At 63.3% G+C, this 24756-nt stretch carries 24 protein-coding genes; 23 read left to right on the top strand and 1 reads right to left on the bottom strand.

Translation table 11 applies throughout. The annotated features are described in order from the left end of the window. Positions 1-28: 28 nt before the first annotated feature. The 3 genes from mscK to trxC all read left to right on the top strand — a co-directional run bounded on the left by mscK (position 29) and on the right by trxC (position 5409). Entirely contained in the window at positions 29-3382 is a 3354-nt protein-coding gene (gene mscK, locus QRN61_RS01815) for a mechanosensitive channel MscK (RefSeq protein WP_134785264.1), read from the top strand. Positions 3383-3430: 48 nt separating this feature from the next. Further along, positions 3431-4894 (top strand): protein adenylyltransferase SelO, encoded by a 1464-nt coding sequence (gene selO, locus QRN61_RS01820; RefSeq protein ID WP_027611347.1) that lies wholly within the window; start codon positions 3431-3433, stop codon positions 4892-4894. Positions 4895-4974: 80 nt separating this feature from the next. Continuing rightward, positions 4975-5409, top strand: coding sequence for a thioredoxin TrxC (gene trxC, locus QRN61_RS01825; RefSeq protein WP_027611346.1), 435 nt, complete (start codon positions 4975-4977; stop codon positions 5407-5409). A 129-nt stretch (positions 5410-5538) separates the two neighbouring features. Here trxC and QRN61_RS01830 read toward each other — a convergent pair whose 3' ends face one another. Next, positions 5539-6309 carry a ParA family protein gene (locus tag QRN61_RS01830; protein WP_150369498.1) on the bottom strand — a complete coding sequence of 257 codons (771 nt, stop codon included), beginning with the start codon at positions 6307-6309 and terminating at the stop codon, positions 5539-5541. Between the two features lie 362 nt (positions 6310-6671). Between QRN61_RS01830 and QRN61_RS01835 the strand changes: the two genes are divergently transcribed. From QRN61_RS01835 to QRN61_RS01930, 20 genes are read left to right on the top strand one after another with little or no spacing between them, the layout of a single operon-like run. Beyond that, the gene (locus tag QRN61_RS01835; RefSeq protein WP_103368705.1) at positions 6672-7391 is read left to right on the top strand and encodes a beta-ketoacyl synthase chain length factor; all 720 of its coding nucleotides are present in this window, start codon (positions 6672-6674) and stop codon (positions 7389-7391) included. Then, complete coding sequence (locus QRN61_RS01840; protein WP_096794711.1) at positions 7367-8176, top strand: lysophospholipid acyltransferase family protein; 810 nt, start codon at positions 7367-7369, stop codon at positions 8174-8176. The genes QRN61_RS01835 and QRN61_RS01840 overlap by 25 nt, the downstream gene beginning before the upstream one ends. Further along, the gene (locus QRN61_RS01845; RefSeq protein WP_007967290.1) at positions 8157-8417 is read left to right on the top strand and encodes a phosphopantetheine-binding protein; all 261 of its coding nucleotides are present in this window, start codon (positions 8157-8159) and stop codon (positions 8415-8417) included. The genes QRN61_RS01840 and QRN61_RS01845 overlap by 20 nt, the downstream gene beginning before the upstream one ends. Positions 8418-8426: 9 nt before the next feature. Continuing rightward, entirely contained in the window at positions 8427-8681 is a 255-nt protein-coding gene (locus QRN61_RS01850) for an acyl carrier protein (protein WP_003220947.1), read from the top strand. Then, positions 8678-9223 carry a COG4648 family protein gene (locus QRN61_RS01855; RefSeq protein ID WP_027611342.1) on the top strand — a complete coding sequence of 182 codons (546 nt, stop codon included), beginning with the start codon at positions 8678-8680 and terminating at the stop codon, positions 9221-9223. The genes QRN61_RS01850 and QRN61_RS01855 overlap by 4 nt, the downstream gene beginning before the upstream one ends. Next, positions 9220-10899 carry an acyl-CoA synthetase family protein gene (locus tag QRN61_RS01860; protein ID WP_285373092.1) on the top strand — a complete coding sequence of 560 codons (1680 nt, stop codon included), beginning with the start codon at positions 9220-9222 and terminating at the stop codon, positions 10897-10899. Before QRN61_RS01855 ends, QRN61_RS01860 begins: the two co-directional genes overlap by 4 nt. Beyond that, the gene (locus QRN61_RS01865) at positions 10892-11626 is read left to right on the top strand and encodes a glycosyltransferase family 2 protein (protein ID WP_285373093.1); all 735 of its coding nucleotides are present in this window, start codon (positions 10892-10894) and stop codon (positions 11624-11626) included. The genes QRN61_RS01860 and QRN61_RS01865 overlap by 8 nt, the downstream gene beginning before the upstream one ends. Then, positions 11623-12570 (top strand): lysophospholipid acyltransferase family protein, encoded by a 948-nt coding sequence (locus QRN61_RS01870; protein ID WP_285373094.1) that lies wholly within the window; start codon positions 11623-11625, stop codon positions 12568-12570. The genes QRN61_RS01865 and QRN61_RS01870 overlap by 4 nt, the downstream gene beginning before the upstream one ends. After that, positions 12551-14095, top strand: coding sequence for an HAL/PAL/TAL family ammonia-lyase (locus QRN61_RS01875; RefSeq protein WP_135294798.1), 1545 nt, complete (start codon positions 12551-12553; stop codon positions 14093-14095). Before QRN61_RS01870 ends, QRN61_RS01875 begins: the two co-directional genes overlap by 20 nt. Next, positions 14088-14513, top strand: coding sequence for an acyl-CoA thioesterase (locus tag QRN61_RS01880; RefSeq protein ID WP_027611337.1), 426 nt, complete (start codon positions 14088-14090; stop codon positions 14511-14513). The genes QRN61_RS01875 and QRN61_RS01880 overlap by 8 nt, the downstream gene beginning before the upstream one ends. Continuing rightward, the gene (locus tag QRN61_RS01885; RefSeq protein WP_096794707.1) at positions 14510-15112 is read left to right on the top strand and encodes an outer membrane lipoprotein carrier protein LolA; all 603 of its coding nucleotides are present in this window, start codon (positions 14510-14512) and stop codon (positions 15110-15112) included. The genes QRN61_RS01880 and QRN61_RS01885 overlap by 4 nt, the downstream gene beginning before the upstream one ends. Beyond that, entirely contained in the window at positions 15096-17435 is a 2340-nt protein-coding gene (locus QRN61_RS01890; protein WP_097087037.1) for an MMPL family transporter, read from the top strand. Before QRN61_RS01885 ends, QRN61_RS01890 begins: the two co-directional genes overlap by 17 nt. Then, positions 17432-18595 (top strand): cation:proton antiporter, encoded by a 1164-nt coding sequence (locus tag QRN61_RS01895; protein WP_150369492.1) that lies wholly within the window; start codon positions 17432-17434, stop codon positions 18593-18595. The genes QRN61_RS01890 and QRN61_RS01895 overlap by 4 nt, the downstream gene beginning before the upstream one ends. Then, a complete protein-coding gene (locus QRN61_RS01900) occupies positions 18582-19829 on the top strand; it encodes an NAD(P)/FAD-dependent oxidoreductase (protein ID WP_183783767.1) in 1248 nt (415 codons plus the stop codon). The genes QRN61_RS01895 and QRN61_RS01900 overlap by 14 nt, the downstream gene beginning before the upstream one ends. Next, a complete protein-coding gene (locus QRN61_RS01905) occupies positions 19826-20551 on the top strand; it encodes a class I SAM-dependent methyltransferase (RefSeq protein WP_096794703.1) in 726 nt (241 codons plus the stop codon). The genes QRN61_RS01900 and QRN61_RS01905 overlap by 4 nt, the downstream gene beginning before the upstream one ends. Beyond that, positions 20551-21141: a hypothetical protein gene (locus QRN61_RS01910; protein WP_285373095.1), complete on the top strand. Its 591-nt coding sequence runs from the start codon at positions 20551-20553 to the stop codon at positions 21139-21141. The genes QRN61_RS01905 and QRN61_RS01910 overlap by 1 nt, the downstream gene beginning before the upstream one ends. Beyond that, positions 21138-22334 carry a beta-ketoacyl-[acyl-carrier-protein] synthase family protein gene (locus QRN61_RS01915; protein WP_027611330.1) on the top strand — a complete coding sequence of 399 codons (1197 nt, stop codon included), beginning with the start codon at positions 21138-21140 and terminating at the stop codon, positions 22332-22334. The genes QRN61_RS01910 and QRN61_RS01915 overlap by 4 nt, the downstream gene beginning before the upstream one ends. Continuing rightward, complete coding sequence (locus QRN61_RS01920; RefSeq protein WP_134785254.1) at positions 22331-22795, top strand: hotdog family protein; 465 nt, start codon at positions 22331-22333, stop codon at positions 22793-22795. The genes QRN61_RS01915 and QRN61_RS01920 overlap by 4 nt, the downstream gene beginning before the upstream one ends. Further along, on the top strand, positions 22788-23516 hold the full coding sequence (fabG, locus tag QRN61_RS01925; protein WP_027611328.1) for a 3-oxoacyl-ACP reductase FabG: 729 nt from the start codon (positions 22788-22790) through the stop codon (positions 23514-23516). The genes QRN61_RS01920 and fabG overlap by 8 nt, the downstream gene beginning before the upstream one ends. Beyond that, a complete protein-coding gene (locus QRN61_RS01930; protein WP_134785252.1) occupies positions 23516-24742 on the top strand; it encodes a beta-ketoacyl-ACP synthase in 1227 nt (408 codons plus the stop codon). Before fabG ends, QRN61_RS01930 begins: the two co-directional genes overlap by 1 nt. The last annotated feature ends 14 nt before the right edge of the window (positions 24743-24756 follow it).

A 24756-nucleotide genomic window follows, 5' to 3' on the forward strand; every position in this document is an offset into this window, starting at 1 on the left:
TCCACTCTCACTTGCTTGACCGGTCTCTATGCCTACCCTGCGCTCCTTCTTTTTCGCGGCCCTGCTGGGCCTGAGTCTTTCCGTCGGCCCGCTCTACGCCGCCGAACCGCCGTCCAGCGAAGCCGTGCAGGCCAGCCTCGACAAACTGGCCGACAGCAAACTGCCGGATGCCGACAAAAAGAGCCTGCAGACGGTCCTGCAAACCACGCTCAATCAACTCAACAGCCGGCGTGATTACGACCAGAAGCTGATCGACCTCAAGCAGCAACTGGCCTCCGCCCCGCGGCAGACCATCGAGAACACCCGCGAACTGACGCGCCTCAAGGCCACGCCAGTGGTGCCGGTGGCGCAGCGCTTCACCAAAGAGTCGATCCAGCAATTGGAGCAGATCCTCACCGATCGCTCGACCCAGCAGAGCGACCTGCAAAAGGCCTTGGCCGATGCCAACAGCCTGATCATCACTGCCCAGACCCGTCCCGAGCGGGCGCAGGCGGAAATCTCTGCCAGCCAGACGCGCATCCAGCAGATCAACAACATCCTCAAATCCGGCAAGGACGCGGGCAAGACCGTCAGCGCCGAGCAGCGCGACCAGTTGAACGCCGAGCTCGCTGCGTTGAACTCACTGATTCCGCTGCGCCGTCAGGAACTGGCGGGCAACAGCCAGTTGCAGGATCTGGGCAACAGTCAGCACGACCTGCTCTCGGAGAAGTCCGACCGTCTCGATCGCGAGATCCAGGAACTGCAGACTCTGATCAACCAGAAGCGTCTGGCGCAATCTCAGGAAACTGTCACTCAGCAGTCGATTGAGGCGCAGAAGGCCGGCGGCAGCAGCCTGCTCGCCACCGAAAGTGCGGCCAACCTCAAGCTCTCCGATTACCTGCTCAAAAGCACCGACCGCCTCAACGAAGTCACTCAACAGAACCTGCAGACCAAACAGCAACTCGACAGCCTGACCCAAAGCGACTCGGCCCTCGACGAGCAGATCAACGTGCTCAAGGGCAGTCTGCTGCTGTCGAAGATTCTCTATAAGCAGAAACAGGCGCTGCCGCGACTCAAGGTCGACCGCGATCTGGCGGACCAGATTGCCGACATTCGCCTGTATCAATTCGAAGTCAGCCAGCAGCGCGAACTGCTGAGCAATCCGGCGACCTACGTCGACAATCTGCTTTCCACCCAGCCGCCGGAACAAGTCACCCCGCAGTTGCGCAAGAGCCTGATGGAACTGGCCAACACCCGCGCCGACCTGCTGGAGCGCCTGAACCGCGAACTGAGCGCGGTGCTCAACGAATCGATCACCCTGCAACTCAACCAGAAACAACTGCTGAGCACTGCTCAAAGCCTGCGCGCGACCCTTGACGAGCAGATGTTCTGGATCCCCAGCAACAAGCCGCTGGACGCGGAATGGATTCGCGGCGTGCCAGAGCGGCTCAAGCGCCAGATCGACACCCTGCCGCTGGCCTCAAGCCTGAGCGAGCTGACCGACGGCCTGACCCAGCGCCCGCTGTTGTTCCTGCCGCTGGCCTTGCTGATCGGCGCTCTGCTGTGGCGGCGCAAGGCGCTTTATGCGCGACTGAACAAGGTTCACCAGGACATCGGGCACTTCAAACGTGACAGCCAGTGGCATACGCCCCAGGCGATTCTGATCAATATTCTGCTGGCGATGCCGGTAGCGCTGGGCCTGGGCCTGTGCGGCCTGGCCTTGCAGATCGACGCCCGCGGGCAAAACGCCAACATGGGCGCGGCGTTGCTGCAAATGGGCCAGGCGTGGCTGGTGTTCTACACCGCTTACCGGATTCTCTCGCCGGGCGGTGTGGCGGAGTTGCACTTCCGCTGGGACAAACCGCAGGTCGAATTCCTTCAGGGCTGGATCCGTCGCCTCGGGCTGGTGGTGATGGCGCTGGTGACCGTGGTGGCGGTGGCCGAATTGCAACCGGCAGCGCTGGCTGACGACGTGCTCGGCATGCCGGTGGTATTGACCTGCTACGCCCTGATGGCGTGGCTGCTCAGCCGTCTGCTGATCAGCAGCCCGGCCCACGAAAACACCTCCTTGTTCCGCAGGGCCGTGGGCGTGATGTTCACCCTGCTGCCAATCGCCCTGTTCGTCGCGGTGTGCTTCGGCTACTACTACACCGCGCTGAAACTCAGCGACCGGTTGATCAACACCCTGTACCTGCTGATGTTCTGGCTGGTGATCGAGGCTACCTTCGTGCGTGGTCTGGCGGTCGCCGCACGCCGCCTGGCCTACCAGCGCGCCCTGGCCAAACGTCAGGCGGCGAAAGAGGCCGGCGACGGCGAAGCGGTGATCGAAGAGCCGACCCTGGACATCGAAAAGGTCAACGAACAGTCGCTGCGACTGATCCGTCTGGCACTGCTCGGCGGTTTCATCGCCGCGCTGTACTGGGTCTGGGCCGACCTGATCTCGGTGTTCTCGTACCTCGACAACATCACCCTCTACGAATACACCAGCGGCACTGGCGCCAACATGAGCATGGTGCCGATCAGCATCGGCGACATGCTCGGCGCGCTGATCATCATCGGCATCACCTTCGCCCTCGCCCGCAACCTGCCGGGTCTGCTCGAAGTGTTCGTGCTGTCGAAACTCAATCTGGCGCAGGGCAGTGCCTATGCGACCACGACGTTGTTGTCGTATGTGATCGCCGGTGTCGGCTTTGTCTCGACCCTGTCGACCCTCGGCGTCAGCTGGGACAAGTTGCAATGGCTGGTGGCAGCGCTGTCGGTCGGCCTCGGTTTCGGTATGCAGGAGATCTTCGCCAACTTCATCTCCGGCATCATGATCCTGTTCGAGCGTCCGGTGCGGATCGGCGACACCATCACCATCGGCAACCTGTCGGGCACGGTGAGCAAGATCCGCATCCGCGCCACGACCATCACCGATTTCGACCGCAAGGACATCATTGTCCCGAACAAGACGTTCATCACCGGGCAACTGATCAACTGGTCGCTGACCGACACCATCACCCGCGTCACCTTGAAGCTGGGCGTGGACTACGGCTCCGACCTGGATCTGGTCAAGGAGCTGCTGCTCAAGGCCGCCCGGGAAAACCCGCGCGTCCTCAAGGAACCCGAGCCGCACGTGTACTTCCTCAACTTCGGCGAAAGCACCCTCGATCACGAACTGCGCATGCACGTGCGTGACCTCGGTGACCGCAACCCTGTGATCGACGAAGTGAACCGCTTCATCAACCGCGAGTTCAAGAAGCAGCACATCAACATCTCGTTCCGCCAGATGGAGGTGTATCTGAAAAACCTTCATGGCCAGGAATACAAGTTGGTGCCCATCGAGGACGAGAACAAAACCATCGTTCCGATCGACGCCGAGCAAAAGCCGCTGCAAGAGCCGCCGCCGGCCAAACTCGACTAACCGGTCTGATCCCAGCAGAATGCTCGGACATTCTGCTGGAGCCGGCCCTTGAAAGCCCTCGACGAACTGACCTTCGACAATCGCTTCGCCCGCCTGGGCGATGCGTTCTCCGCCCACGTGCTGCCCGAGCCGATCGACAACCCGCGTTTGGTCGTCGCCAGCCCGGCGGCCCTGGCCTTGCTCGATCTTGATCCGGCAACCGCTGAGACTCAGGAATTCGCTGAACTGTTCGGCGGCCACAAGTTGTGGGCCGATGCCGAACCACGGGCGATGGTCTATTCCGGGCATCAGTTCGGCGGCTACACGCCGCAACTGGGCGATGGTCGCGGGTTGTTGCTCGGCGAGGTCTACAACAACGCCGGTGAACACTGGGACCTGCATCTGAAGGGCGCCGGGCAGACGCCGTTTTCGCGCATGGGCGATGGCCGCGCGGTGCTGCGTTCGTCGATCCGCGAATTCCTTGCCTCCGAAGCGCTGCACGCGCTGAACATCCCGTCTTCGCGCGCTGCCTGCGTGATTGGCTCCGACACTCCGGTGTGGCGCGAAAAGCAGGAACGCGCGGCGATGGTCCTGCGTCTGGCGCCAAGCCATGTGCGCTTCGGTCACTTCGAATACTTCTACTACACCAAGCGTCCCGAGCAGCAGAAATTGCTCGGCGAACACGTATTGGCGATGCACTATCCCGAGTGCCTGGAGCAACCGGAACCGTATCTGGCGATGTTCCGCGAGATCGTCGAGCGCAATGCCGAACTGATCGCCAAGTGGCAGGCCTACGGCTTCTGTCACGGGGTGATGAACACCGACAACATGTCGATCCTCGGCATCACCTTCGACTTCGGCCCGTTCGCCTTCCTCGACGATTTCGACGCCAACTTCATCTGCAACCACTCGGATGATCAGGGCCGCTACTCGTTCAGCAACCAGGTGCCGATCGGCCAGTGGAACCTCAGCGCTCTGGCCCAGGCCCTGACGCCGTTCATCAGCGTCGAAGCCTTGCGCGAAACCCTCGGTTTGTACCTGCCGTTGTTCCAGGCGCACTACCTCGACCTGATGCGCCGCCGCCTCGGTTTCACCAGCGCCGAGGATGACGACCAGAAACTGCTCGAAGACCTGTTGCAACTGATGCAGAACAGCGGCGTCGATTACACGCTGTTCTTCCGCCATCTCGGCGAAGAGTCCGCAGAGCAGGCTGTCGCCCGCTTGCGCGATGACTTCGTCGACATCAAAGGCTTCGATGCCTGGGGCGAACGCTACGTGGCACGGGTTGCCCGCGATGGCGACAGCGATCAGGAACAGCGCCGGGCGCGGATGCACGCGGTCAACCCGCTGTACATCCTGCGCAACTATCTCGCGCAAAAAGCCATCGACGCCGCCGAGCAAGGCGACTACTCCGAAGTACGCCGGCTGCATGCGGTGCTGAGCAAACCGTTCGACGAGCAGCCGGGGATGGAAGGTTATGCCGAGCGGCCGCCGGAGTGGGGCAAGCATCTGGAGATCAGTTGTTCGTCTTGAGGCTCCGGATTCAACCTTGATAAACGCCTCGTACGACTCCAGATCAGTCGTACGAGATATCAACTTAAACCGAGCCCGTCATGACCACTCCACTCCTCATCCCCTGCCCCGCCTGCAACGGCCTCAACCGCATCCCCGCCGAACGTTTGGGCGATCAACCGAAATGCGGGCGCTGCAAGTCCGCGGTGCTGTTGAGCAAGCCGTTCGAACTCAAGCAAGGCGATTACGCCAGCCAGATCAAAGGGGATCTGCCGTTGTTGGTGGATGTGTGGGCGGACTGGTGTGGGCCGTGCAAGTCCTTTGCGCCGGTATTCGAGCAGGCGGCCGCGCAGTTGGCGGGCAAGTGCCGCTTGGCCAAGCTCGACAGCGAGGCCAATCAGCAGTTGTCGGCGCAGTTGGGGATCCGTTCGATTCCGAGCCTGATTCTGTTCAAGAACGGGCGGGAGGTGGCGCGCCAGAGCGGGGCGTTTCCGTTGCCACAGTTGATGGCGTGGCTGCGTAGCCAGGGCATCTGATCCAACACAAATTCAATTGTAGGAGTGAGCCTGCTCGCGATGGCTTCTTTTCAGGCAACTCAGATGCTCGCAGACAGGACGCCATCGCGAGCAGGCTCACTCCTACAGGTGATCTGAGTAGCTCAGGGATCAATGGTCTTCGAGCAGGTTGTGCAGTTCGACGAACTGCTGCGTCAGCTTGTGCCGCGGGTCGAGGTGGATCAGCGGGGTGCTGGCCTGGTGCGACTCACGCATGCGCACCGAGCTGCTCAAGTACACCGGCAGCACCGGCAAACCTTCAGCGATCAACTCATCAAGCATCTGCTGCGGCAGGCTGGCCCGGGCCTGGAACTGGTTGACCACGATGCCTTCGACTTCCAGACCTTCGTTGTGGTCCTCCTTCAACTCTCCGATCTCCGCCAGCAAGCCGTACAGCGCCTGCCGCGAGAAGCTGTCGCAATCGAAGGGAATCAATACCCGATCGGCGGCGATCAACGCCGACACCGCATAGAAGTTCAATGCTGGCGGCGTATCGAGATAAATCCGGTCGTATTCGCCGTCCAGTTCATCGAGCAATTTGCGCAGCTTGTTGATCTTGTGCTTGGCCTCAAGCTTGGGCTGCAGATCGGCCAGCTCGGCAGTGGCGGTGATGATGTGCAGGTTGTCGAACGGGGTTTCGTAGATGTCGGCCTGGTTTTTCTTCGAGAACGGCCCGGAAGACAGGGTCTGCTTGAAGAAGTCGGCAATGCCCATCGGAATGTCATTGCCGGTGAGCCCCGTCAGATACTGGGTGGAGTTGGCCTGGGCATCAAGGTCGACCAATAGCGTGCGATAGCCCTCGCTGGCACTCACCGCCGCCAGATTGCAGGCAATGCTGGATTTGCCCACGCCACCTTTCTGATTGAACACCACGCGCCGCATGACAAAACCTCCGTGTATCAAAGAATGACCGAGTGTAGTTGCCTGTGCGTGCGCTTCGCTACCTTCAACGACGCGGACTACAGAGTCAGGCGCAAAAATCAGCGGGCACAGCGGGCAAAAACCTCCCGAGTGCGCTGATATGCCCGACAGACAAATCCCGCACGATCCGGATAATGGCCAAATGACAGTTTTTCCACGAACCACTCAGTACATTTCGTTGCGCAAAACGTAACCAACATTTGCTACACACTCGTCGCACCGGGATAATGCGCGCCACCCGGCGCCCAGCGCCACCTCAGGTCAGCCGTGGCTTTGGCGACCCAAAGCGTCATAAAAAGCCCGCAGGGGCGGGATGAACATCCGTGATTAACTTCAACATCGCCCAATGGCGCGCGTGGGCCCCGGGGCTCGACAGCGTGGACGCGTGGCAGGCCTGGAGCCGACAACCGGTCGTACTCCCGAGCAGCGATGCCGCGCCCGATGTGTCGTTTCTGCCAGCCATGCAGCGCCGACGCCTCAGCCGTCTGGCGCGGATGGCGTTCAGTGTCGGCTGGCCGCTGGCCGACGGACGGGAGAACCTGCCGCTGGTGTTTGTTTCGCGCCACGGCGAAACCCCGCGTACCTTCGAGATCCTCAGTGATCTGGCCAAGGACGAGCCGTTGTCGCCGACCCAGTTCAGCCTGTCGGTGCACAACGCGATCATTGGTCTGTGGTCGATCATGCGCGGTGAAACCAGCGAAATGACTGCACTGGCGGCCGCAGGCGATGGCCTGGAACACGGCATCATCGAAGCCTCCGCCCTGCTCGCTGAAGGCGCTCCCGCGGTGCTGCTGATCATCACCGAAGAACAGCCGCCCGAGGCCTATTCGCAGTGGGTCGACGACGTGCCGTTCCCTTATGCGCTGGGTCTGCTGCTCACCCCCGGTACCGACTGGCGGCTGACCCTGAACAGCGGCCAGGAAACAGTGTCCAAAGCGCACTGGCCCCACGCGCTGAATCTGTTGCGCGCCCTGCTCGGTCAGCAAACCCATTGCCAACATGCCTGGAAAAATCGTGTATGGACCTGGCAACGCAACCCGTGACCGAGAAGAACCGCGACGCCTATTACTGGCGCTTGCTGGCCACCGCCGCCAGTTTCACCCTGTTCGGGCTCGGCGGGCTGTGCCTGCGCTTGCTGGTATTTCCGCTGCTCGGCTGTCTGCCGGGTGACGCGCTCAGGCATCGTCAACGCGCACGGCAAACCGTCAGTCGGCTGTTCTGGTTTTTCGTGCGGTTCATGGCCCGCACCGGTGTACTGACTTATGACATTCAAGGGGCCGAACGCCTCGGGCGTCCAGGGCAGATGATCATCGCCAACCACCCGTCGCTGATCGACGTGGTGTTCCTGATCGGCCTGGTGCGCCAGGCCAATTGCGTGGTGAAGAAAAGCCTGTGGGAAAACCCCTTCACCCGCGGCCCGCTGCGCAGTACCGAATACATCAGCAACGACGGCAGCATGGACATGCTCGACGCTGCCGCCGAGTCCCTGCAAAACGGCCAGACCCTGATCATTTTCCCCGAGGGCACGCGCACTCAACCCGGCCAGGCGCCAGCCTTTCATCGGGGGGCTGCGGCGATTGCCCTGCGCGGTGCGAAAATCCTTACGCCAGTGGTCATCAAGGTCAGCCCGACTACCCTGACCAAGGCCGAACCCTGGTATCGCATCCCCCACCGCCGCGTGCACTTCAGTTTTCGTGTCGGGGCCGATATAGACCCACAGACTTTCGCAATGCAAGGCCCGGCCCCGCAGGCCTCGCGCAAGCTCAACGATTATTTGCACTCTTACTACATTAAGGAGCTCGCCGAAGATGAGCGATCTGCACCGTGAAATAAAACTGCTGATCATCGACGCCCTGGGCCTCGAAGACATCAGCGTCGACGACATCGGCGACGAGCAGACGCTGTTCGGCGAAGGCCTGGGCCTGGATTCGGTCGACGCACTGGAACTGGGTCTGGCGATCCAGAAAAAGTACGGTATCAAGATCGACGCCGACGCCAAAGACACCCGTAACCACTTCACCAATGTGGCGAGCCTCGCGGCGTTCGTCACGGCAAAACAGGCAGCTTGAGACCGGACCATGCAAACTCGTGACGACATTTTCAACACCCTGCGCGATGCCTTGGTCGAGCTGTTCGAACTGGATCCGGCGCGGATCAGCCTGGAGTCCAACCTGTATCAGGATCTGGAGATCGACAGCATCGACGCGGTCGACCTGATTGATCACATCAAACGCCAGACCGGCAAGAAAATCGCCGCCGAAGAATTCAAATCGGTGCGCACCGTCGGTGACGTGGTCGAGGCGGTCTACCGTCTGGTTCAACCGGCCGCATGAGCCGATTGATCGGCCTCGGCCTGCTGCTGGCGGGGCTGCTGTACCCCTTTGCGGTGTATTTCGGCATGGAGCACTTCGCCCCGTGGCAGTTCGGACTGCTGCTGGGCGGGCTGTGGCTGGCGCGCGCGCTGACCGGCGAGCGCAAACCCGGCAGCCGCTGGATGGCCTGCGTAGCGATCGTGTTCTGCCTGCTGCTGGCGCTGTTCGACAGTCCGCTGTTGCTGCGCTGGTATCCGGTGCTGATCAGCGGCTTCATGCTGGTGCTGTTCAGCCTGAGCCTGAAATACGGGCCGCCGATGGTCGAGCGTCTGGCGCGATTGCGCGAGCCGCAATTGCCGCCCGAAGCGATCCGCTACACCCGCCAGGTCACGGTGGCCTGGAGCGTGTTTTTCTTCTGCAACGGTTTGTGCGCCGCGCTCCTGACCCTGTGGGCGCCGCTGCATTGGTGGATGTTGTACACCGGCCTGATCTCCTACGGATTGATCGGCCTGATGTTTGCCATTGAATGGCTGATACGACAACGGGTAAGAGGCCGTAAATGAACTGGATAAAACTTGAGCAACTGTTGCTCAAGGCCCTGCCGGAGCGCGCGATCAGCGCCGCCCCGGCGCTCGACCACACGCAACTGCGCGAGCAGGCGCTGAGCGTTGCCGCCGGCCTGCAGGCACGCGGCGTGCAGCGCATGGCGGTGCATCTGGAAGATGCCGCCGACCTCGCCATCGCCCTGCTCGGCGCCTGGCGCGCGGGCGTCGCCGTCCTGCTGCCCTCCGATCTGCAAGCGCAGACCCGCCAGCGCTGGTCGAGTGAGGTCGATCTGTGGTTGAGCGATCACCCCGATGATGCTCACTTGAGCGATCTGCTGCAGCCGGCCCTGCCCGGTGCTGAACTCGACCTCGAGCAGTGCCGCCTGAGCCTGTGCACCTCCGGCTCCAGCGGCGAGCCCAAGCGTATCGACAAGACTCTGCGCCAACTGGCCAACGAGGTCGAAGCACTGGAGCAACTGTGGGGCGCGGATCTGGGAGAAGCCTGGATCATCGGCAGCGTCGCCACCCAGCACATCTACGGTTTGTTGTTCCGGGTGCTGTGGCCGCTGTGCGCCGGACGCCCGTTCGTGCGCAGGCAACTGGCGTTTCCGGAAGACCTGCAGCGCGCCAGCCGCGAACACCCGGCCTTCGCCTGGGTCGGCAGCCCGGCATTGCTCAAGCGCATGGGCGATAACCTCGACTGGCCGGCCCTGAGCTCCGTGCGCCAAGTGTTTTCCTCCGGCGGCGCTTTACCCGCAGACGCGGCGCAGAGCCTGCAGCAACGCCTGCAACAGTGGCCGACCGAAATCCTCGGCAGCTCGGAAACCGGCGGCATCGCCTGGCGTCAGGGCGCCAGCCTGTGGCAGCCCTTCGCCGGGGTTGAACTGAGTCAGGACAGCGACGGCGCCCTGCTGATCGCCTCGCCCTACCTGCCAGCCGGGCATGTCGAGCACACCGCCGATGCCGCGCGCATTGCCGCCGACGGGCGTTTCGAACTGCTCGGGCGGCTGGACCGGATCGTCAAACTCGAAGAGAAGCGCATCTCCCTGCCGATGCTCGAACAGGCACTGGTCGCCCACGAGTGGGTCGCCGAAGCACGGCTGGGCGTGGTTCAGGAAAACCGCGCGGTACTTGGCGCCTTGCTGGTGCTCAGCGACGCCGGCCTGTTTGCCTTGTGCGAACACGGTCGTCGCAGCCTGACCGAAGCCCTGCGCAAACACCTGAGCCAGCATTGCGAAGCCCTGGCCTTGCCCCGGCGCTGGCGTCTGGTGCGACAACTGCCGCTGAACAGCCAGGGCAAGCTGCCGCAGGCCGACATCGAAGCGCTGCTGCTGGCGCCACGGCCGAAAGCCCCGGAAGTGCTGGAGCAGGTCGAAACCGACGGCGAGTGGAGCCTGCAATTGAGTGTTCCGCCGGACCTGGCCTACTTCAGCGGCCACTTCCCCAAGGCCCCGGTGCTGCCCGGTGTGGTACAGGTCGAATGGGCGCTGAACCTTGGCCGACAACTGCTGAACCTGGCCGGCAAATTTGCCGGCATGGAAGTGCTGAAATTCCAGCAACTGGTGCGCCCGGGCGATGAAATCCAGCTGCACCTGCGTTTCGATCCCGAGCGCGGCAAACTGTATTTCGCCTACCGTAACGACACCGCGACCTGCTCCAGCGGACGAATCCTGCTAGGAGCCGCCGATGCATAACCCTTGCGCCGTAATTCCGGTCTACAACCATGAAACCGCGATCGGCACCGTGGTCGACGCGCTGCTCGCCCAAGGCCTGCCGTGCATTCTGGTGGACGACGCCAGCACCCCGTCCTGCGCGCGAGTGCTGGATGCGCTGGCCGAACGCGAAAGCGTGCATCTGGTGCGCCTGACCCTCAATCAGGGCAAGGGCGGCGCGGTGATGACCGGCCTGCGCGAAGCGGCGCGCCTGGGCTACACCCATGCCCTGCAAGTTGACGCCGACGGCCAGCACGACCTGCACGACGTCGCCCGTTTCGTCGAGGAATCCCGCGCCCATCCGCACGCCATGATCTGCGGTTATCCGCTGTTCGACGAGAGCGTGCCCAAGGGCCGCTTGTACGCGCGTTATCTGACTCATGTGATGGTCTGGATCAACACGCTGTCGCTGCAGATCCGCGATTCGATGTGCGGCTTTCGCGTCTATCCGCTGGCCCCGACGCTGGCGGTGATCGACTCGGCGCGGGTCGGCAAGCGCATGGATTTCGACTCCGACATCCTCGTGCGTCTGGCGTGGCGCAACCAGCCGATGCGCTGGCTGCAGACCAGCGTGCATTACCCGCTGGACGGCGTCTCGCACTTCCGTCTGCTGCACGACAACGCGCTGATTTCCAGCATGCACACCCGGTTATTCTTCGGCATGCTGCTGCGCCTGCCGCTGATCCTCTGGCGCCGGTGGCGCACATGAGCGTCGAGACCGACAAGAAGCACTGGGCCGACCGCGAAGAACGCGGCAGCTTCCTGCTGATGAAATTCACCGCGTTCGCCGCCAAGGTGCTTGGCCGGCGTCTGCTCAGTCCGCTGCTGTACGGCATCGTCCTGTACTTCTTCCTGTTCGGCCGTACCGCGCGCAACAGTGCCTGGCAATACCAGCAACGGCTGGCCGACTGGAGCCAGCGTGCCGAATTGCGACCGAGTTACTGGCGGGTGTTCCGCCAGTTCATGGCGTTCGCCGATTCGCTGCTCGACAAGCTCGACGTGTGGAACGGCAAGATCCGCATTGAGCAGATCGAAATCATCGACCCGGCATTGCTGCGCAATCAGTTGCGCGGCAGTCGCGGGCAACTGCTGGTCGGCGCGCACTTGGGCAACCTCGAAGTCTGCCGGGCGCTGGCCGAGATCGGCGAAAAGGTCACCATGAATGTGCTGGTGCACACCAAGCACGCCGAGCAGTTCAACCGTTTGCTGGGCGAGGCCGGGGCGACCAATCTGCGCCTGATTCAGGTCAGCGAACTGGATCCGGTGATCATGCTGCAACTGCACGAACGCCTGGAGCGCGGCGAATGGCTGGCGATTGCCGGCGACCGCGTGCCGTTGCATGGCGGGCGCAGCGTCAGCGTGGACTTTCTCGGCCACCCGGCAGCGCTTCCGCAAGGCCCGTGGCTGCTGGCCGGTTTGCTCAAGTGTCCGGTCAATCTGCTGATGTGCCTGAAACAACCGGACGGCCACTATCGCCTGACCCTCGAGCCGTTCGCCGACAGCGTGACCTGGACACGCCGCGAGCGCGAGCAGGTCATTCATCAGTGGGCCACCCGCTATGCGCAGCGCCTGAGTCACTATTGCCTCGAAGCCCCGCACCAATGGTTCAACTTTTACCCTTTCTGGAAGACCGATGACGACGCCAACCCATGAGCCGGTAACCTTCGGCGAACGCCCTTTGCGCATCGAAGACGTGCTGGCCCTGGCCAACCGTCAGGCGCCCGTGCAGTTGCAGAGCGACGCCGCTTACCGCGAGCGCATCGCCAAAGGCGCACGGTTCCTCGATTCGCTGCTGGACAAGGAAGGCGTGATCTACGGCGTGACCACCGGTTACGGCGATTCCTGCGTGGTCGCGGTGCCGCTGCATCACGTCGAGGCACTGCCGCGTCATCTCTACACCTTCCACGGTTGCGGCCTCGGCAAACTGCTCGACGCGCAAGCCACCCGCGCCGTGCTGGCGGCGCGTTTGCAGTCGCTGTGTCACGGCGTGTCCGGGGTGCGCATCGAACTGCTGGAGCGCCTGCACGCCTTCCTTGAACACGACATCCTGCCGCTGATCCCCGAAGAAGGTTCGGTTGGTGCCAGCGGTGATCTGACGCCGCTGTCCTACGTCGCCGCCACCCTGTCCGGCGAGCGCGAAGTGCTGTTCCGTGGCGAACGCCGGCAAGCGGCCGACGTGCATCGCGAACTGGGCTGGACGCCATTGGTGCTCCGTCCGAAAGAAGCGCTGGCCTTGATGAACGGCACGGCGGTGATGACCGGCCTCGCCTGCCTCGCCTTCGCCCGCGCCGACTATCTGCTGCAACTGGCCACGCGCATCACCGCGCTCAACGTGGTCGCGCTGCAAGGCAATCCGGAACACTTCGACGAGCGTCTGTTCGCCGCCAAGCCGCATCCGGGGCAGATGCAAGTCGCCGCATGGCTGCGCAAGGATCTGGCGATCGACGCGCCGACCGCGCCACTGCATCGCCTGCAGGATCGCTACTCGCTGCGCTGCGCCCCGCACGTGCTCGGGGTGCTGGCCGACAGCCTGAACTGGCTGCGCTCATTCATCGAAACCGAACTCAACAGCGCCAACGACAACCCGATCATCGACGCCGAAGCCGAACGCGTGCTGCACGGCGGGCACTTCTACGGCGGGCACATCGCGTTCGCCATGGACAGCCTGAAAAATCTGGTGGCCAACGTCGCCGACCTGCTCGACCGGCAGCTCGCGCTGCTGGTCGACGAGCGCTACAACCATGGCTTGCCGAGCAACCTGTCCGGCGCCCCGGCGGATCGCGCCATGATCAACCACGGCTTCAAGGCCGTGCAGATCGGCACCAGTGCCTGGACCGCCGAAGCGCTGAAAAACACCATGCCGGCCAGCGTGTTCTCACGCTCCACCGAGTGTCACAACCAGGACAAGGTGAGCATGGGCACCATCGCCGCCCGTGACGCTATCCGCGTGCTGGAGCTGACCGAACAAGTCGCCGCCGCCACGTTGCTCGCGGCCAATCAGGGCGTCTGGCTGCGTGGTCGCGATGAAGACGCACGCGCGCTGCCACCTTCGCTGGCCGCCATGCACGAAGAGCTGGCCAAGGACTTCCCGCCGGTCATCGAAGACCGTGCACTCGAAGGCGAATTGCGCCTGTGTCTGCAACGTATCGCCGAGCAACACTGGAGGCTGCATGCGTAGCGCCGGAGTGCTGCACGCCGACACGGAAATCCTCGTACCGTTTTTCGACGTCGACACTATGCACGTGGTCTGGCACGGGCATTACGTCAAATACCTGGAAGTGGCGCGCTGCGCGCTGCTCGACCAGATCGGCCACAACTACACGCAGATGTCCGAGTCCGGTTACGCGTGGCCGATCATCGACCTGCAACTGCGTTATGTGCGCGGCGCGGTGTTCGGCCAGCGCTTGAACGTACGCGCCAGTCTGGTGGAGTGGGAGAACCGCTTGAAGATCAATTATCTGATCACCGACCTGCAGACCGGCGAACGCCTGACCCGTGCCAGCTCGGTGCAGGTGGCGGTCGAGATCAGCAGCCGCGAGATGCAACTGGCCTCACCCAAAGTGTTCACCGATGCGGTGGAAAGGATGCTGCGATGAACCTGTTCTGCAAATGCCTTGGCGCGATGGCGCTGCTCGCCGTGTCGACGCTGGCCAACGCCTTCGACCTGCAACAGCTCAGCGAGCAACTGGCGAAACCGGAAGTGATCCACGGCCAGTTCATTCAGGAAAAACACCTGCGCGCCCTGCCTCAGCCATTGATCAGCAAGGGCAACTTCGTCCTGGCGAAAAATCACGGCCTGCTCTGGCTGCTCAAGACCCCGCTGCAACAGGATTACCGCATCACCGCCAACGGCATCGCCCGTCGTGACGGCAACGCTTGGCAGTTGCTGCCGAACAAGAGCGCCGGTGCCGAACAGAACCGCTTGTTCCTCGCTGTGCTGCAAGGCGACAGCAGCGGTCTGCAACGGGATTTCGAACTGGCCCTGAGCGGTGACGCGCAGCAGTGGAAACTCACCCTGACCCCGCGCTCGGTGCTGCTCAAGCAAGTGTTCAATCAGATCAATATCGACGGCGGTGAGCTGGTGCAGACCATCGAACTGCTGGAAACCCAGGGCGACAGCACCGTGCTGCGCATGCAGGACAGTACCTCCGGTCAACCGTTGAGCGAAGCGGAGCAACATGACTTTGCCGAGTGAGCGCAGGCTGCCGTGGCTGTTCCTGATCCTGCTGCTGGCGGTCGTCGCGCTGGCCGGGTGGCAGTGGCGCGACGGTGCGCCGCTGTCGGCCAACCTCATGGAACTGGTGCCCGGGACCAACCCTGACGCCCTCGAACTGCGCGCCGAACAACGCATGCAGGAACCGCTCAATCGGGAAATGCTGGTGCTGGTCGGCCACGCCGATCGCCAGCAAGCGGTGGCCATGGCGCAGACCCTCGGCGAGCAATGGCAGGCCAGCGGTCTGTTCGAAAAGGTTCAGTGGAACCTGCAGGCGGATCTGCCAGCGCTGCGCACGCAACTGCTGCAAGGGCGACTGGCGATGCTCTCAGCGGATGACCGGCAACTGCTGACCGAGCATCCCGATGCGTTCATTCAGCAACGGGTTCAGGCACTGTTCGACCCGTTCAACGGTTTCACCCTGGTGCCGAGCCAGGACGACTGGCTGGGCCTGACCGGACGCATTCAGAACAGCCAGCCGAAACACGGCGCGGTGCAACTGGACATCGGCAGCGGCGCACTGGTCGCCGATGCCGACGGCAAGAGCTGGGTGCTGCTGCGCGCGCGCACCACCGGCAATGCCTTCGACATGAACCTGCCGCTGAAAGTCGCCGATCTGCTGCAGCACAGTCGCGAGCAGGCGGCGAAATCCGACGTGCAACTGTTGGCCGCCAGCGGTCTGCTGTACGCCGCCAACGGCCAGCAACAAGCCACCCGCGAAATGACCTGGGTCGGCGGCGGCGCCACTCTCGGGATTCTGTTGTTGCTGCTGTTGGCGTTTCGTCGCTGGCGGGTGCTGCTGGCGTTCGTGCCGGTGCTGGTGGGCATGCTGTTCGGCGCGGTGGCCTGCGTGGCGCTGTTCGGCCACATGCACGTGATGACCCTGGTACTCGGCTCCAGCCTGATCGGCGTGGCGGTGGATTACCCGCTGCACTATCTGTCGAAAAGCTGGAGCCTCAAGCCGTGGCGCAGCTGGCCGGCGCTGCGCCTGACACTCTCCGGACTGACGCTGAGCCTGATCACCAGCGCCATCGGTTATCTGGCGCTGGCCTGGACGCCCTTCCCGGCGCTGACACAAATCGCGGTGTTCTCTGCCGCAGGATTGCTCGGTGCCTATCTGTCGGCGGTGTGCCTGCTGCCGGCCCTGCTGAACAACGTTGAGCTGCAACCGGCGCAATGGCCGCTGCGTCTGGCCGAGCGCTTGGTGCAACTGCGCGAAAACCTGCTCGAACACGTGCGCACCCCGGTGCTGCTGGCGCTGTTGATCGCGTTCTGCGCTGGCGGTCTGGTGCAGCTGCAAAGCAAGAACGACATCCGCCAGTGGGTCGGTGCGCCACAACGCCTGACCGATGAAGCGCAGACCATCGCGCGCATCACTGGCTATCAGCCGACCAGCCAGTTCTTCCTCGTGCGCGGCGCCAATCAGCAGCAACTGCTGGAGCGTCAGGCCGCGTTGAGCGAGCGTCTGCAGCAACTGGTCAACCTCGACAAACTGCAAGGCTATCTGGCCCTCGATCAACTGCTCAGTCCGCCGAGCCAGCAACAGCAGGTTCGCGAAGCGCTGAGCAAACTGCCGCAATACTGGCAGCCACTGCTCGAGCTCGGCGTACCGCTCGCGGCGTTGCAAACCGAGTTGCAGCAGTTGCAGAACCTGCCTGCCGAAGACATCGACGCGGCACTGGCCGGGCCGTTAGGCGAGCCTTACCGTACGCTGTGGCTCGGCCCGACCGCTGACGGCGTGGCGGCGATGACCAGCCTGCAAGGCCTGAACAATCCGTCACTGCTGCGGGTGCAAGCCCTGGACTTGCCGGGGGTGATGCTGGTGGATCGTCTCGGCGAATTGAACAACGTGTTCGCCGCGACCCAGATCAGCGCCGCCGAACTAAAACTCGCCTCCTGCGTGTTGATTGTGCTGGTGCTGACCGTGCCGTTCGGCTTCGGCGGCGCGTTGCGCATCGTCGCCTTGCCGCTGCTGGCGGCGCTGTGCAGCCTGGCCAGTCTCGGTTGGCTCGGTCAGCCGCTGACCCTGTTCAGCCTGTTCGGCCTGCTGCTGGTAACGGCGATCAGCGTCGATTACGCAATCCTCATGCGTGAGCAGGTCGGCGGTGCGGCTGTCAGCTTGCTGGGCACCTTGCTGGCAGCGCTGACGACCTGGCTGTCGTTCGGTTTGCTGGCGGTGTCGAGCACGCCGGCGGTGAGCAATTTCGGCCTGGCGGTCAGCCTCGGGCTGGCCTTCAGTTTCATTCTGGCGCCGTGGGCCGGACGTCACGTCCACCGCGCCGCCGTCGTGGAGCCGGCAGCGTGATGGTCGTCGGTTTCTGGCTGATGGCCTTGGCGCTGTTCGCTGTGGCGACCCGTGCCGGTCGGCATTTCGGCCTGATACCGATCGTCAGCCAGTTGCTGCTGGCGAGTTTCGGTTTGCCGTTGTTGATGTACTTCTGGATCGAACCGGGCTGGCAGCTCAGCGGTGCCGAACTGATCGCGCCGGGGTGGCTGAAAGACCTCTACAGCCTGAGTTTTGCGCTGTTGCTCGGGCACATTCTCAGTGATGTGATCGACCTGCGGCTGGACCGCCAGAGCGTGAAAATCGCCGTGCCGAGTTTTGCCGTGCCGTTCGCCTGCGGTCTGGCCGCCGCCTGCTGGCTGCTGCCGGCGCAACCGTGGCTGAACTCGCTGGCCATTGGGCTGGTGTTCGCGATCACGGCGATCCCGGTGCTGTATCTGTATTTGCGTCACATCGACTACCCGCCCGCCGCCACCCGGCGTCTGGTGCAGACCGCCATCCTCATCGACCTGACCTGCTGGACGCTGTTCGGTCTCGCTCAGGGCAGTCTGCATCTGAGCAGCCTGTTGTTGCCGCTGGGACTGGCCTGCGTGCCGCTGCTGTTGCATCTGCTGCGCGTGCGTCGACCGCTGACCTACAGCCTTGGTTTCTTTGCGCTGCTGGTGCTGGCCGAGCACTACAAACTCAACGCACTGATTTTCGGCATCGGTTATCTGCTGTGCATGGCCTTGCTGAAAGTGCCGCTGGTGCTGCCATTGCCGGCGCGGTGGATGAGCCGTTTGCAGACATGGATCGCGATCCCGCTGATCCTCACCTTCGGTATCGTGCAGATTGACGTGCACAGCGCCCTCGCCAGCCTCGGCGCGGTGCAATGGGCGGCGCTGCTGCTGTTGCCGATTGCCAGTAAACTGCTCGGCAACTGGCTGGGCCTGGGCTGGGCCGGTGCGTCGTTCGAAGGCGCCAGCCGCTGGCGTGAAAGCGTGCTGCTGAATATTCGTGGCCTGAGTGAAATCGTCTTTCTCAACCTGTTGCTGCAACAACAGCTGATCAGCCCGGCGCTGTACTTCGCGCTGATGCTGATGGGCCTGATCGCGACGCTGTTGCCGGCCCTGATCGGCCTGCACCGCGCGCCCCTGAAAACCACCGCCACTGCGCCCGGGAGTTCACGTGCCAACCGTTGAAATGCAACGTCGTCAGGTAGTGATCATTGGTGCCGGCCCGTCCGGCGCCATCGCCGCTGCGCTGCTCACGCGCAAGGGCCACGATGTGCTGGTGCTCGAGCGCCAGCACTTCCCGAGGTTTTCCATTGGTGAAAGCCTGCTCAGCCATTGCCTGGACTTCGTCGAAGAAGCCGGCATGCTCGACGCCGTCAACGCCGCCGGCTTCCAGCGCAAGACCGGTGCTGCGTTCGCTTGGGGCGAGCGCTACAGCGCCTTCGACTTCAGCGACACCTTCACCGCAGGTAAACCCACCACGTTCCAGGTGCAGCGCGCCGATTTCGACAAGCTGCTGGCCGATCAGGCTGCACTGCAAGGTGCCGAGATCCGTTACGGCGATGCCATCGTCCGCGTTGATTTCGACCGGGCCAAACCGCAGCTCGACGTGCTACGCGAAGACGGCAGCGAGTACCGCGTCGAAGCGGATTTCGTACTTGACGCCAGCGGCTACGGGCGCGTGCTGTCGCGTTTGCTTGATCTGGAGGCTCCATCGAATTTCCCGGTGCGCCAGGCGGTGTTCACCCACGTTGAAGATCACATCGACAATCCGGCCTTCGACCGCGAGAAGATCCTCGTCACCACCCACCCCGAGCACCGCGACATCTGGTTCTGGACGATCCCGTTCAGCAACGGGCGCTGCTCGGTGGGCGTGGTGGCTGCCGCCGAACACTTCAAGGGTCGCGACAGCGATCTGGACGCCTGCCTGCGCGGCTTCATCGCCGAAACCCCAAGCCTCGCCGGCGTGCTGAACAACGCGGTGTGGGACACTCCGGCGCGCACCCTCGGTGGTTATGCGGCGAATGTGAAAACCCTGCATGGCCCCGGCTTCGCCCTGCTCGGCAACGCCGCAGAATTTCTCGACCCGGTGTTCTCCTCCGGCGTGACCATCGCCATGCGTTCGGCGAGCATGGCCGCCGCCGTCCTGCACCGACAGTTGCAGGGCGAAACCGTCGATTGGCAGCGCGAGTTCGCCGAACCGCTCAAACGTGGGGTCGACACCTTCCGCTGCTACGTCGAAGGCTGGTATGCCGGCACCTTTCAGGACGTGATTTTTTATCAAGACAGTCAGGCGGAGATTCGCCGAATGATCTGCTCGATCCTCGCCGGTTATGCCTGGGATGAACGCAACCCGTTCGTCAGCGAAGCGCGCCGCCGGTTGAAGATGATTTCCGAACTCTGTGCAAAGGACGCCCCATGAATTACTTGAGCGACAGCTACGTCGAGGAAACCCGCTTCGGTTTCTGGTTCCTGCGCAGCCACACCTGGCAGCACCATGTGTTGCGCGTGGCGATCAACGATTTGCGCGGGTTGTTCAGCGAGTCGCTGCCGGCCAGTCCGGTGTTGCTGGATGCGGGCTGTGGTCAGGGCAAATCGTTCCGCCACCTGCGCCAGACCTTCGCCCCACAGCGTCTGATCGGCGTCGATGCCGACCCGCACAGCCTGCAACTGAGCGCCGAAGAAGCGGCGCGCCAGGGTTTCGATGTCGAGCTGATCGGCAGCGACTGCGCAACGCTCAATGTGGCCGATGCCAGTGTCGACCTGCTGTTCTGCCACCAGACCTTTCATCATCTGGTCGAACAGGACAAAGCCCTCGCCGAGTTCTATCGCGTGCTCAAACCGGGCGGTTATCTGCTGTTCGCCGAGTCCACCGAGGCTTACATTGATACCTGGGTGATTCGCTGGCTGTTCCGCCATCCGATGCATGTGCAGAAGAGCGCGGCGCAGTACCTGGAGATGATTCGCCAGCAGGGTTTCGAGTTTGGCGAGCGCAATGTCTCGTACCCGTATTTGTGGTGGAGCCGGTCGCAGGATTTCGGACTGCTGGAGCGGTTTGGATTGCGCCGGCCGAAGCCGTTTGGCGAGCGTGAGGAAACGTTGGTGAATGTCGTCGCGCGAAAACCGCTTGAAGGTGGTCTCTGATGCGACACATAACCTGTAGGAGTGAGCCTGCTCGCGATAGCGGTGGGTCAGCCGACATGTTTTTCGAATGTGCCACCGTCATCGCGAGCAGGCTCACTCCTACAAGGTTTGTGGTGTGGCTGATGTTGGTGATGTTTACCCTGCTAAGTGGTTGCGCCAGCCAGGCCCCGCTGCCCGCGAGCAACCCGACGCTGCCGTTACCGCTGCAATTGCACATCGAACGCCAACAGGCCGATCAGCGCCAGGACTGGCTGTTGGTGATCCAGCGCGAAGGCTCCGGCATCCGCTGGTCGATGATGGACCCGCTGGGCATCCCCCAGGCGCGTCAACAACTGATCGACGGTCGCTGGCAGGCCGACGGGCTATTGCCGCCCAACCCGGAAGCCCGGGAGCTGTTTGCCGCGCTGCTGTTCGCCCTGACTCCCTCCGGCGAACTGGCGCGCAATTATCCCGCCGCGCAGCAGCAGGGCGAGCAACGCACGCTGGTGCCGCGCTGGACGATCCGTTATGCACAACCGTTGAGTTTCCAATTGAATCTGCCCCAAGGCCCGCACTATCGGGTTTCTCCTCTCGGTGAACCGACGCCATGACTGCCTACCTCAATGCCCTCGGCGTGATCTGCGCGTTGGGCCGCGACAAGCACCAGGTCGCGCACAACCTGTTTGCCGGTGACTGCTCGGGCATGCGCCGCGAGTCCGGCTGGGTGGCCGGGCGTGAGTTGCCGGTGGCGGCGGTGCACGGTGAACTGGCGGCGATTCCGGCCGAACTGGCCGACCAGAGCAGCCGCAATAATCAACTGCTGCTGGAAGCCGCACTGCAGATTCGCGAGGACATCGATCGGGCGATCCAGACCTATGGTCGCGCGCGCATCGGCGTGGTGCTCGGCACCAGCACCTCGGGGATCGACGAAGCCAGTCGCGGGTTGGCGCACTACCTTCGTGAGCAGCAGTTCCCGGCCGAGTACGACTATCGGCAACAGGAACTCGGCGCCCCGGCGAATTTTCTCGCCGACTGGCTGCAACTCAGCGGCCCGGCCTACGTGATTTCCACCGCCTGCACGTCCAGTGCGCGGGCGTTGATGAGCGCGCAGCGCCTGCTCGATCTGGGCCTGTGCGACGCGGTGCTGTGCGGCGGGGTCGACAGCCTGTGCAAACTGACGCTCAACGGTTTCAGTTCACTGGAAGCGGTGTCTGACCAGCGCTGCAATCCGTTCTCGGCCAACCGCAACGGCATCAACATCGGCGAAGCGGCGGTGCTGTTCCTGATGAGCAAACAACGCAGCGACGGCCCGGCCATTGCCCTGCTCGGCAGCGGCGCCAGCTCCGACGCGCACCACATTTCCGCGCCGGAACCGAGCGGCCGCGGCGCCCTGCAAGCGATGCAGAAAGCCTTGAGCCGCGCACAGCTGCAAGCGGCGCAAATCAGCTACCTGAACCTGCACGGCACCGCGACCCAGCACAACGATGCGATGGAAAGTCTGGCGGTCGCCACGCTGTTCCCCGACGGCGTGGCCTGCTCGTCGACCAAGCCGATGACCGGCCACACCCTCGGCGCGGCCGGTGCCCTCGAAGCGGCGTTCTGCTGGCTGAGCCTGAGCGCCGACAACCCGCAGCACGCCCTGCCGCCACACGTCTGGGACGCCCAGCCCGACCCCGACTTGCCGGCGTTGAAGTGGGTGACCGCGAGCGAACGCCTGTCGTCCATTGCACCCCGCTACCTGATGAGCAACTCGTTTGCTTTCGGCGGCAACAACGTCAGCCTGATTATCGGAGACGCCCCATGAACGACTGGCCGCTCGCCGAACTGCTGCCCCACGCTGGCGACATGATTCTGCTCGACCGCATCCTCAGCTTCGACGAGGAACAGATCCACACCCGCCTCACCGTCAAGCCCGACGGCTTGTTCAATCTGCCTGACGGCAGCCTGCCGGCGTGGGTCGGCATCGAGTTGATGGCGCAGAGCGTCGCCGCCTTCGCCGGTTGCCACGCGCGGCAGAAGGGCAATCCGGTGGAGCTGGGTTTCCTCCTCGGCACGCGTAAATTCGAGTGCAACGTCGAGGCGTTTCCGGCCGGCAGCGAACTGACCATCCATGGCATCCGCTCGCTGGAAGACGACAACGGCATGGGGGTTTTCGAATGCCACATCAATGCCCCCGGCATCGAGGCCAGCGCCCGCCTGAACGTGTTCCGCCCGCCGCAGCCCAGCCAATACCTTGAACAAAACAGAGAGTCGAACGATGACTGAATCCGTACTGGTCACCGGCTCCAGCCGTGGCATCGGCCGCGCCATTGCCTTGCGTCTGGCGCAGGCCGGGCACGACATCGTCCTGCATTGCCGCAGCGGCGTGGCTGAAGCCCAGGCCGTGAAAGCCGAAGTTGAAGCGCTGGGCCGCAACGCGCGCATCCTGCAATTCGACGTCGCCGACCGCGAAACCTGCAAAACCATTCTCGAAGCCGACGTCGAAACCCACGGTGCCTATTACGGCGTGGTGCTCAACGCCGGCCTGACCCGCGATGGCGCTTTTCCGGCGCTGAGCGATGACGATTGGGACGTGGTGCTGCGCACCAATCTCGACGGTTTCTACAACGTCCTGCACCCGGTGATGATGCCGATGATCCGTCGTCGCGCCGCCGGTCGGATCGTCTGCATCACCTCGGTGTCGGGTTTGATCGGCAACCGTGGCCAGGTCAACTACAGCGCCTCCAAGGCCGGGGTGATCGGTGCGGCGAAAGCGTTGGCGATTGAACTGGGCAAGCGCAAAATCACCGTTAACTGCGTCGCGCCGGGCCTGATCGACACGGCGATGCTCGACGAAAACGTGCCGGTGGAAGAGCTGATGAAAATGATCCCCGCACAACGCATGGGCACCCCGGAAGAGGTCGCTGCTGCGGTGAATTTCCTGATGTCGGCGGAAGCCTCGTACATCACCCGCCAGGTCCTGGCGGTCAACGGAGGCTTGTGCTGATGAAGCGCGTTGTCGTCACCGGCATGGCCGGCATCACCTCGCTGGGCAGCGACTGGCAGACCATCGCCGGCAACTTCGCGGCCAACCGCAGCGGCATTCGCCGCATGGACGAGTGGGACCGCTTCAGCGAACTCAACACGCGTCTCGCCGGGCCGATCGATGATTTTGTCGTACCGCCGCACTGGACCCGCAAGCAACTGCGCAGCATGGGCCGGGTGTCACGGCTGGCGGTGGGTGCGGCGGAACAGGCGCTCGCTGACGCCGGCCTGCTCGGTGACGAATCGATCAAGGACGGACGCATGGGCGTGGCCTGTGGTTCGTCCACCGGCAGCACCGACGAGATCAAGGCCTTCGGCAACATGCTGCTCAACTCGGTGGCCGAGGGGCTCAACGCCAACTCCTACGTGCGGATGATGCCGCACACCACCGCGGCCAACATCAGCATTTTTTTCGGCCTCACCGGACGCCTGATCCCGACGTCCAGCGCCTGCACCAGCGGCAGTCAGGGCATCGGCTACGCCTACGAGGCGATCAAGTTCGGACGGCTGCCGCTGATGCTCGCCGGCGGTGCTGAAGAGCTGTGCCCGACCGAAGCCATGGTCTTCGACGCGCTGTACGCCACCAGCCTGAAAAACGACGCGCCACAGACCAGCCCACGTCCATACGACAAGGGCCGCGACGGTCTGGTGATCGGCGAAGGTGGCGGCATGCTGGTGCTCGAAGAGCTGGAGCATGCGCTGGCTCGCGGTGCGCGGATCCACGCCGAGATCGTCGGTTTCGGCAGCAACGCCGACGGCCAGCACACCACTCGCCCCGAGCAGATCACCATGCGCCGCGCCATGGAACTGGCGCTGGAAGACGCCGGGCTGGCGCCGGATGCCATCGGTTACGTTAATGGTCACGGCACCGCTACAGAACAGGGCGACATTGCCGAAACACTAGCGACCAGCAGTCTGTTCGGCGAACACATGCCGATCAGCTCGCAGAAGAGTTTCCTCGGCCACACGCTGGGGGCCTGCGGGGCGCTGGAGTCATGGTTCAGCATCGAGATGATGAATCGCGACCTGTATGTGCACACGCTCAACCTCGACGAGGTCGACCCGCACTGCGGCAAGCTCGATTACCTGCGCGGCGAATTCCGCCAGATGCATCACGAGTACGTGATGAACAACAATTTCGCTTTTGGTGGCGTCAACACCTCGTTGATTTTCCGCCGCTGGCACTGACCGCAACACGTTTG

Source organism: Pseudomonas sp. lyk4-TYG-107 (assembly GCF_030209055.1).
GTDB lineage: Bacteria > Pseudomonadota > Gammaproteobacteria > Pseudomonadales > Pseudomonadaceae > Aquipseudomonas > Aquipseudomonas putida_A.

Excerpts from the sequence above, each read along its gene's own strand:
- QRN61_RS01855 (WP_027611342.1), top strand. The coding sequence starts at position 8,678 with ATGAGCCGATTGATCGGCCTCGGCCTGCTGCTGGCGGGGCTGCTGTAC.
- mscK (WP_134785264.1), top strand. The coding sequence starts at position 29 with ATGCCTACCCTGCGCTCCTTCTTTTTCGCGGCCCTGCTGGGCCTGAGT.
- QRN61_RS01845 (WP_007967290.1), top strand. The coding sequence starts at position 8,157 with ATGAGCGATCTGCACCGTGAAATAAAACTGCTGATCATCGACGCCCTG.
- QRN61_RS01840 (WP_096794711.1), top strand. The coding sequence starts at position 7,367 with ATGGACCTGGCAACGCAACCCGTGACCGAGAAGAACCGCGACGCCTAT.
- QRN61_RS01920 (WP_134785254.1), top strand. The coding sequence starts at position 22,331 with ATGAACGACTGGCCGCTCGCCGAACTGCTGCCCCACGCTGGCGACATG.
- QRN61_RS01890 (WP_097087037.1), top strand. The coding sequence starts at position 15,096 with ATGACTTTGCCGAGTGAGCGCAGGCTGCCGTGGCTGTTCCTGATCCTG.
- QRN61_RS01915 (WP_027611330.1), top strand. The coding sequence starts at position 21,138 with ATGACTGCCTACCTCAATGCCCTCGGCGTGATCTGCGCGTTGGGCCGC.
- QRN61_RS01880 (WP_027611337.1), top strand. The coding sequence starts at position 14,088 with ATGCGTAGCGCCGGAGTGCTGCACGCCGACACGGAAATCCTCGTACCG.
- QRN61_RS01865 (WP_285373093.1), top strand. The coding sequence starts at position 10,892 with ATGCATAACCCTTGCGCCGTAATTCCGGTCTACAACCATGAAACCGCG.
- trxC (WP_027611346.1), top strand. The coding sequence starts at position 4,975 with ATGACCACTCCACTCCTCATCCCCTGCCCCGCCTGCAACGGCCTCAAC.
- QRN61_RS01910 (WP_285373095.1), top strand. The coding sequence starts at position 20,551 with ATGCGACACATAACCTGTAGGAGTGAGCCTGCTCGCGATAGCGGTGGG.
- QRN61_RS01870 (WP_285373094.1), top strand. The coding sequence starts at position 11,623 with ATGAGCGTCGAGACCGACAAGAAGCACTGGGCCGACCGCGAAGAACGC.
- QRN61_RS01885 (WP_096794707.1), top strand. The coding sequence starts at position 14,510 with ATGAACCTGTTCTGCAAATGCCTTGGCGCGATGGCGCTGCTCGCCGTG.
- QRN61_RS01860 (WP_285373092.1), top strand. The coding sequence starts at position 9,220 with ATGAACTGGATAAAACTTGAGCAACTGTTGCTCAAGGCCCTGCCGGAG.
- QRN61_RS01850 (WP_003220947.1), top strand. The coding sequence starts at position 8,427 with ATGCAAACTCGTGACGACATTTTCAACACCCTGCGCGATGCCTTGGTC.
- QRN61_RS01875 (WP_135294798.1), top strand. The coding sequence starts at position 12,551 with ATGACGACGCCAACCCATGAGCCGGTAACCTTCGGCGAACGCCCTTTG.
- fabG (WP_027611328.1), top strand. The coding sequence starts at position 22,788 with ATGACTGAATCCGTACTGGTCACCGGCTCCAGCCGTGGCATCGGCCGC.
- QRN61_RS01830 (WP_150369498.1), bottom strand. The coding sequence starts at position 6,309 with ATGCGGCGCGTGGTGTTCAATCAGAAAGGTGGCGTGGGCAAATCCAGC.
- QRN61_RS01905 (WP_096794703.1), top strand. The coding sequence starts at position 19,826 with ATGAATTACTTGAGCGACAGCTACGTCGAGGAAACCCGCTTCGGTTTC.
- QRN61_RS01930 (WP_134785252.1), top strand. The coding sequence starts at position 23,516 with ATGAAGCGCGTTGTCGTCACCGGCATGGCCGGCATCACCTCGCTGGGC.